Consider the following 7,475-nt stretch of genomic DNA (forward strand, 5'->3'; position numbering starts at 1 on the left):
CAGACCAGACCAGACCAGACCAGACCAGGCCAGCGAAGCGAAGCCGCCGATCAAGCTACCGCCGAGCCCGGGTCCCCCGGGCGACCGCGGGCGCCCCTTGGGGGCAGGAGCGAAGCGACTGGGGGGCCCTATTCCTGGCGTTCGTCTTGGCGCCGCAGGCGCTCGATGTCGCGGAGTCTCGCGTCGATGACCGACGCCTCGATGAAGTCCGCGGTGCGCGGGCCGCGCGCAGCCCGTTGGCCGGCGCGCAGGCGGTCGACGCCGCCGGTGTAGTCGCCAAGCGCGATGCGGGACTCGGCTTCCGCCCGCAAGGAGCGCAGGCGGAAATCCATCTGGGTCCACAGGCGGCTGAGCATCAGCCAGGCGGAGGCGTCCTTCGGGTGGACGCTGGTCCAGGTCTGCAGTTCGTCGGCGTACCGCTGCATTGCGGGGCGGTCCTTCGTGGCCAGCGCGGCCTGGGATGCCAGCAACAGCACGGGGCGGGACTCGCTCACGGTGTCCATGTAAGGCTTGAGCAGCTCGTTCGCCCGCGCCACGTTGCCCCGCTCCAGCTGCGACTGCACCGCGAGCAGCACCACGGCCCGTTCGGCCGCGGCGTCGCTGCGCGGGTTGCCACGCACGATGCCGAGCGCAGTGCCGATGGCCTCATCGGCCTGGGGCCAGTCGCGCAGCAGCGTGGCAGACAGGCCGCGCGCATACGCGCCCATCAGCTGGTCGGCCACCGGCGCACCGCTTTCCACCGGTTGTGCCTCGAGGCGGCGCAGCGAGACGGCGCGGGAGTCCATCAGCACCCGGGCGCGGGCCTGGGCCGCCGAGTGGGCCAGCACGCTGACCGGTGGCACCGCCGGCGCGGAACCGAGGCGAGCGCGGGCTTCGCCGATGCGCTCGGTGGACAGCGGGTGGCTGCGCAGGTACGGGTAGCCGCCGCTGTCGTTCAGGCGGGACGATTGGTCGAGTTTCTCGAACATGGCCGCCATGCCCCCCGGCGCGAAGCCGGCGGTGGACATCACCGCGAAACCGATGCGGTCGGCTTCGCGTTCCATGTCGCGCGAGAAGTTGAGCGAGCCCTGCGCGGCCAGCGCCTGGCCGCCGGCCAGCACCGCGTTGGCGCTGTCGCCACGGTTGCTGCGGCTGGCGATCAGCACGCCCACGATCATGGCCGCGACACTCATGATGGACGTGCGCTTGCTGTTGACGATGCCACGGGCGATGTGGCGCTGCGTCACGTGCGACATCTCGTGCGCCAGCACCGACGCCAGTTCGTCACGCGTGGCCGTCATGGAGATCAAGCCCAGGTGAACCCCCACGTAACCGCCGGGCAGCGCAAACGCGTTGACGCTGCGGTCGCGCACGAGGAAGGCCTCCCACGCGAAACGCTGGTCGAGTTCGGTTTCGATGTCGCCGCGCAAACGTGCCGCGGCCACCAGCGGGCTCCACAGCGACTCGAGGTATTCGAGCAGCACGGGGTCGTCGATGTAGTCGGGGTCGACGCGGATCTCCCGCATGATCTGGTCGCCGAGCTTGCGTTCGGTGCCCACGCCGAACGAGTCGGAAATCTGGTCGCCGAGCGCGGGCAGGCGGCTCTGCGCCAGGCTGGGCGTCAGTGCCGGGGGCATCAGCATCGAGGCGGCGCACAGGGCGGCCAGCCAACGGGGAGCGCGGGATCGGGGAAACGGTTTCAAGACGTCAGCCAGGATTCGGTGCCGCTATCATGCCAGTGACCGATTCCCCCTTTGTTTCCAGACCATGTCCACGCCCCCGCCTTCCTCCCCGCTGACCCATTTCGACAGCCAGGGGCAGGCGCACATGGTCGACGTGTCCGCCAAGGCCGAGACCCATCGCATTGCCATCGCCACCGGGGTGATCCGCATGCTGCCGGCCACCCTCGCACTGATCACGGGCGGCACCGCCAAGAAGGGCGACGTGCTCGGCGTGGCCCGCATCGCGGCCATCCAGGGCAGCAAGCGCACGGCCGAACTGGTGCCGCTGTGCCACCCGTTGCCCATCACGCGCGTGGCCGTGTCGTTCGACATCGACGAGGCGGCCAGCACCGTGCGTTGCACCGCGCAGGTGGAGACCCTGGGGCGCACCGGGGTCGAGATGGAAGCGCTGACCGCCGTGCAGGTGGGCCTGCTGACCGTCTATGACATGTGCAAGGCGGCCGACCGCGGCATGGTGATGGGTGAGATCCGCGTGCTGGAAAAGCACGGCGGCAAGTCGGGCGACTGGAGCGCGCCGGCCGCCTGATTCAGCGCTTGCGGAAGTCCTCGAAGGTCAGCGCCGTCGAAGGCGGTGTGCACTGGAACGGCAGCGGCCCGTTGGCGGGCGGCTTGTCGCACTCCGCAAAGAACGTGGTGCCCAACGGGTGGTTGAACTCCTTCAGGCGTGCTGCCACGTAGCGGGCGCGCTCCAGGTCACCTTGTTCGGCGAGGGCCTTCGACCACGCGATCATCAGGCGTGCATCCAGCAGGTAATGGGGCGCGCGGGCGAAGCCGGGCATCTCAGCCGACGGGTGCAGGGCCGTGGTGACCGCGGCGTAGTCCGCATGGTGGGCGAAGAACCAGCTGCGCTGGCCGGCGGCGATGCGCTCTTCCAGCGGCGGTGCGTTGGCGTCGGGCGCGAAGATCTGCACGACACGCTGGTAGTCCCACACGGCGACGATGCCGGCCAGCGCCACCGCGGCGGACGCGGCGATCAGCCACGGCGACCTCGTCGCGGGCCCGCTTCGGGCATCGGGTTCGGGCGGCCGCGCCAGCGCGGTGCCGAAGGCGAACGCCGCCGGCAGCAGGAAGTAGGCGTACCAGAGCGGGTACTCGAGCAGGCTGTGGATGCCGATCATCAGCACCATCACCAGCGCGGCCACGGACGTGGTGCGCTCCTGGCCCTCCTGCCGCCTGGCCTGGTTGAAGGCCCACACCAGCGCCACGGCCACCAGCGCCATCACCAGCACCGCGAGCGGGATGCCGATCTCCACCGCGAGCTGCAGCGGCAGGTTGTGTGTGTGGTCGAAGAAGGCCACCGGGCGGCCCGGGAATGGCGTCAACGTCCACGCGAAGTTGAACTCGCCCCAGCCCACGCCAGTCCACGGGTGCTGGGCGATCAGGCTCAGCGTGTTTTTCCAGATGCCGAAGCGCGAGCTGGAGAGGTCGCCCTTGTGCAGCTGGTCGTTGCCGGCGAACGCGTGCTGGGATGCAGCAGCCCACTCGGTGATGCCCATCCAGAAGAGCACGAGGAACAGGGGGAGCAGCCATAGCAGCACGCGCGTGAAGCGGGGGAGCTGCTTGTCGATCACGCCCCACAGGGCCAGCAGCAGGATGCAGACGGCGCCGGTGCGGGACACCGTCAGCACCACACCGAAGGTAAAGGCGAGCATGGCCAGCGCGGTGAAGGCATTCACCACGACCGGACGGCCGGCATGGCGGCGCGACCACGCGGCCTGCAGCCACACCACGGCGGTCAAGGACCACAGCAGCAGCGAACTCAGATGGTTGGGCTGGCGAAGGTTGCCCCCGACGCGCGCGCCGGCGCCGGGCCTTGCGAGCCAGTCGCCATCGGGCACGTTGGGCGCAAAGTACTGGATGAGCGCAATCACGAGGCTGAACACCCCGGCCAGCAAGAGCGCGAGGCAGAAGGCCTCGAACGTCGGGTCCCCCCACCCACGCTGGCGCGCTCGGGCCGCGACGGTCACGGCCGCCAGGGCCGCACCCAGCAGGCCCGCGGACGAGAATGCCAGCCCGCTGGGCAGGGACGATGTCCAGGGTGCCAGCAGCGCGGCAGCGCCCAGCACCGCCAGCGCGGCGATCACTGCCCAGAAGCCGCTCGAGTGGCGCCCTGCGTGGCGACCATCCGGTCGGGCAGAGAGTGACATCGCGAACACGCCCCACCCCACCAGCGCAGTGGCCTGGTTCAGGAAGGTGCTCGACGGCGGAAGGTTCCAGGCCAGCAAGGCCGGCAGCGAAATGGCCGCGGCGCACAGGGCCGTGGGCAGGGAAAGCGGACGGGCAGGGGGTGGGCGGTCCATCGACGGGGGCCTCGGGCGGCTGTTCTGCAAAAGCCGCGATTCTGACTCAGGCCGGACAGCGCCGGCCACGGATCGACGCGGTCGGCTCAGAAGAAGCCGTCGAAGGGTGCAAAACCGGCCACGTGGCCGGTGGCGTCGAGCAGCGCCACCCACTCGCCCCGCGCCGAGACGGGAATGAAGCGCGCGGTGCTGGCGTCCAGGCCCGCGTCGGCGAGGGCTGCCATCAATTCGGGCTGGCGCGCGGGGAACCTGGCGAGCAGTTGCTGGATGGGTCGCGTGCGCGCGAGGATGCGGGGCAAGGCTTCGTCGTAGGGTTGCCAGAAGGAGGGGCGTTGACCGAGGTCCACGCCCTTCAGCCCCATGAACAAGGACTCTGTGTTTTCGGCGCCTGCGGCCGGTTCCCGCGCCGCGAGTTGCCACGGTCCGGTCAGGGGAAGACGCTGGTACTCGGGCCGCGCGACGGGCAGTTCGGAGAGTTGCACGTCGGCAGCACTGATCACCCGCAAGCGGTCGACTTCGAACACAAGCGCCACTGGCCGCACGGCGTACACCGTGTGCAAGCCGTACCCGAGTGCGGCCATCTGAAGCACACCGATGGTGATCAGGTCGCGGCGCAGGTGGGGCCAGGTCTTGCGGGTGAGGTCGAAGACCGCGAAGGTCAGCACCGGTCCCATGACCACGTCCACCGACACGACCAGGAAAAACAGTTCGCGGCCTCCTGCCAGCGACCGGAAGGCGCCGGGGTACCACAAACCGAACACGAGCCCCGCCGCCAGCGCGGCGACGGCAAAGGAGATCGCCAGGTGGATGGCTCCGGCGCGCGTGCGTTGTTTCAGGTGAAGTGAGGCCAGCATGGGGCCCGGAGGCTACCTGTTCAGAGAGGGTCTCGTCAACGGCACTCGGCGGGTGCGTAGCGGGATTCGAGCGTGCCCACGGCGCTGTCGAGGCCCCGCGCCACCGAGCGCACATTAGTGGACGACGAGCAGCCCCAATCGAGGATCCCCGTGGAGCCTCCGCTGCTGGAAAGCGCGACGGACAGTGCGATGGGCGCGCCGCCGGCCTGCAGATAAGGTGTCACCAACAACGTGCTGCTGGCGGCGATGTTTCCTACATTGGCTTCGTTATAGGTGACGGTGATCACCCCAGTGGTGCCGTCAACGGTCACGGAACGGACGTATTTCGATGCCGGGGCAGCGTTGTTGAACGTCGCAGCGGCAGCCGCCAAGTCAGCGGCTGTTTGCGCCGAAGTGCTGACCGCGACCTTTGCGTCCGCAACCAGCCCAACGCCCTCCGAGATCCGGGAGCGAATGAGGTAATCCTGATAGGCCGGAAGCGCCAACGCGGCCAGGATGCCGATGACCGCCACGACGATCATCAACTCGACCAGGGTGAAACCCCGTTGGACGCCGGCGAGGAAAGGCTTGTTCGATGTGTTCATGCGGACGCTCCCAAGTGTGCGCAGTTCAATGAGTCTGCGCTGAGTCGGGGCCGTGCCCCTCGCACCGACCCCTGAACGGTGCGGTCATGAAAAAAGGCGCCTAGGCGCCTTTTTCAACCAATCCGCAGAGCGGATCAGCGGCAAGCCGCAGGGGCGTACTTGGCGAGCAGCGTGCCAACAGCGACCGAGCCCATGTTGTTGTTGGTGGCGCTGACCTTCGTGGCCGAAGCGCAGGCCCAGTCGATCGCACCGCTGTCACCAGCGGTTTGAGCGGCGACCAGCGTCACAGCGGTGCCAGCGGCGGCCGTGCGAACGTACGGAGCCAGGTTGATGACGTTGGCGGTAGCAGCGACACCAACGGACGTCGGGTTGTACGTCACGGCGATGTTGCCGTTGGCACCGATCAGCACGCTGTTGACGTACTTGCTGTTGGCGCCCGTAGCGGCGGCTTGGGCGTTCCAGGTCGCGACAACACGTGCCAGGTCGAGGGCAGAAGCCGAGCCGTCCGAAGCGATGTCTTGCTTGGCGCTTTCGGCCAGGCTCAGACCTTCAGTCACGCGGGCGCGGACGGTGTAGTCCTGGTACGCCGGCAGAGCGACGGCAGCCAGAATGCCGATGATCGCGACAACGATCATCAGTTCGATGAGGGTGAAACCTTTTTGGATGGAACGCTTCATGGAAAAACTCCTGTTGGAATCGGGGGTGGACACGGTTGCTTAGTTGCAGTCGCCGTGCCAGCCGTGAATGGCCGAAAAGCTGTGGAATCTGACCGCTGTTCTGACACGTTGGGTCACCGTGTCCGGAAAGCACCGTCACGAGGCGGGCTGTAACTGACAGAAATGGTCACAACCGGTCGGGACGCGCCGGCTGGCATGGCGATCAATCGAGATCGAGAACCTGGCCAGCGAACAACGGTGAGATGCGGTGGGGCGTGGAAAGTGCCCCCACTTCTTCCATCACGCTGGCCACCTCGCCGGGTTTGATGTGGGTGATGTGAACGTCAACACTCCCGGGAAGCTTTGCCAGCTCTCGACTCAGCTCGGCGGGACACAGGTGCCTGCTGATGCGGGCCAGCTCGTGTTCGTCGTCCGAGAACGCTGTCTCGATGACCAGGTGGGCCACCGGCATGTTCGCCAGGCGCTCCCAAAGAGCCGGGTTCGGGCCGGTGTCACCGGTGAACACCCAGTGACCTTCCGCACCTTCCAGGGCGAAACCTACCGCCGGAACGGTGTGCGCGGCGCTCAGCACCTCGAACCGTTTCCCGCCGAGCACCAGGCGGTCGCCCAGCCGAAACGGCACGAGCACCAGCGCAGGGCGCTCGACACTCGGCAGGCGGGTGAAGTCGGGCCAGATGACGCCGTTGAAGATGTGGGTCTGCAGCGCATCGAGGGTCTCGGGCAGCGCGTGCACCTGGATCGGCGGGCGGCGGGCGGCCATGCGCTTGCGCATGACGGTATCGGCCAGCAGGCCGATCGACAGCACGTGGTCCAGGTGTGAGTGGCTGACCAGGATGTGGTCGACGGATGCGAGCTCGTCGAGCGAGAGGTCACCCACGCCCGTCCCGGCGTCGACCAGCACGTCGTGGTCGACCAGAAAGGCAGTGGTTCGGCTGCCGGCAGCGATGGCGCCGGAGCAACCGAGGACGCGGATTTTCATGCGTGTATCGGAGAGGAGCTGGCCCCCCTCGCGAGGCAGCCATGGAGGCGGCTCCCGTGGGCGGGAGACTCGGAATCTGTCCCCCGATGCTGACGGCGACCGCCCCCCTGCGCAAGCGGGCAAAGTCGCATTTGCGAGCGGTTGTCGATGTCGATGTGTACCTAGAGGAAACGGGCGTGATGTGTGTCACGGCATGGGGGTGCCCCCTGCCCTCCCCCTTGGTTCGCTACGGGTGGCGTTTTCTCGCTGCGCGAGGCCGCGCCGGGTCTCGGCCCGGCAGCCGAGTTACCTTTCTGGTCGCGCGGTGTGTGTCAAGGTAGTTGTCGCATCCGCCGTCAAGCTGCTTGCCTCACCTCTTCT

The 7,475-nt window shown here is 68.1% G+C and carries 7 protein-coding genes; 1 reads left to right on the plus strand and 6 read right to left on the minus strand.

Going from position 1 to position 7,475, the window contains the following annotated elements:
- Positions 1-128: 128 nt before the first annotated feature.
- The gene (locus tag ASC87_RS15790; protein ID WP_235582181.1) at positions 129-1,616 is read right to left on the minus strand and encodes a M48 family metalloprotease; all 1,488 of its coding nucleotides are present in this window, start codon (positions 1,614-1,616) and stop codon (positions 129-131) included.
- A gap of 130 nt (positions 1,617-1,746) precedes the next feature.
- On the opposite strand from ASC87_RS15790, the gene moaC reads away from it, so the two are divergent.
- Positions 1,747-2,247, plus strand: a complete 501-nt coding sequence (gene moaC / locus ASC87_RS15795; protein WP_056663786.1) for a cyclic pyranopterin monophosphate synthase MoaC — start codon at positions 1,747-1,749, stop codon at positions 2,245-2,247.
- A gap of 1 nt (position 2,248) precedes the next feature.
- Here the strand turns inward: moaC and ASC87_RS15800 are convergent, their stop codons facing one another.
- The 5 genes from ASC87_RS15800 to ASC87_RS15820 form a co-directional block, all read right to left on the minus strand.
- Positions 2,249-4,021, minus strand: coding sequence for a PglL family O-oligosaccharyltransferase (locus tag ASC87_RS15800; protein ID WP_056663789.1), 1,773 nt, complete (start codon positions 4,019-4,021; stop codon positions 2,249-2,251).
- Between the two features lie 86 nt (positions 4,022-4,107).
- Positions 4,108-4,875, minus strand: a complete 768-nt coding sequence (gene tfpZ / locus ASC87_RS15805) for a TfpX/TfpZ family type IV pilin accessory protein (protein WP_056663792.1) — start codon at positions 4,873-4,875, stop codon at positions 4,108-4,110.
- A gap of 35 nt (positions 4,876-4,910) precedes the next feature.
- The gene (locus ASC87_RS15810; protein WP_056663794.1) at positions 4,911-5,459 is read right to left on the minus strand and encodes a pilin; all 549 of its coding nucleotides are present in this window, start codon (positions 5,457-5,459) and stop codon (positions 4,911-4,913) included.
- A gap of 134 nt (positions 5,460-5,593) precedes the next feature.
- Positions 5,594-6,136 carry a prepilin-type N-terminal cleavage/methylation domain-containing protein gene (locus tag ASC87_RS15815; protein WP_056663798.1) on the minus strand — a complete coding sequence of 181 codons (543 nt, stop codon included), beginning with the start codon at positions 6,134-6,136 and terminating at the stop codon, positions 5,594-5,596.
- Positions 6,137-6,338: 202 nt separating this feature from the next.
- Positions 6,339-7,115 (minus strand): MBL fold metallo-hydrolase, encoded by a 777-nt coding sequence (locus tag ASC87_RS15820; protein ID WP_056663800.1) that lies wholly within the window; start codon positions 7,113-7,115, stop codon positions 6,339-6,341.
- Positions 7,116-7,475 lie beyond the last annotated feature (360 nt).

Source organism: Rhizobacter sp. Root1221 (genome assembly GCF_001425785.1).
Classification (GTDB): domain Bacteria; phylum Pseudomonadota; class Gammaproteobacteria; order Burkholderiales; family Burkholderiaceae_C; genus Rhizobacter.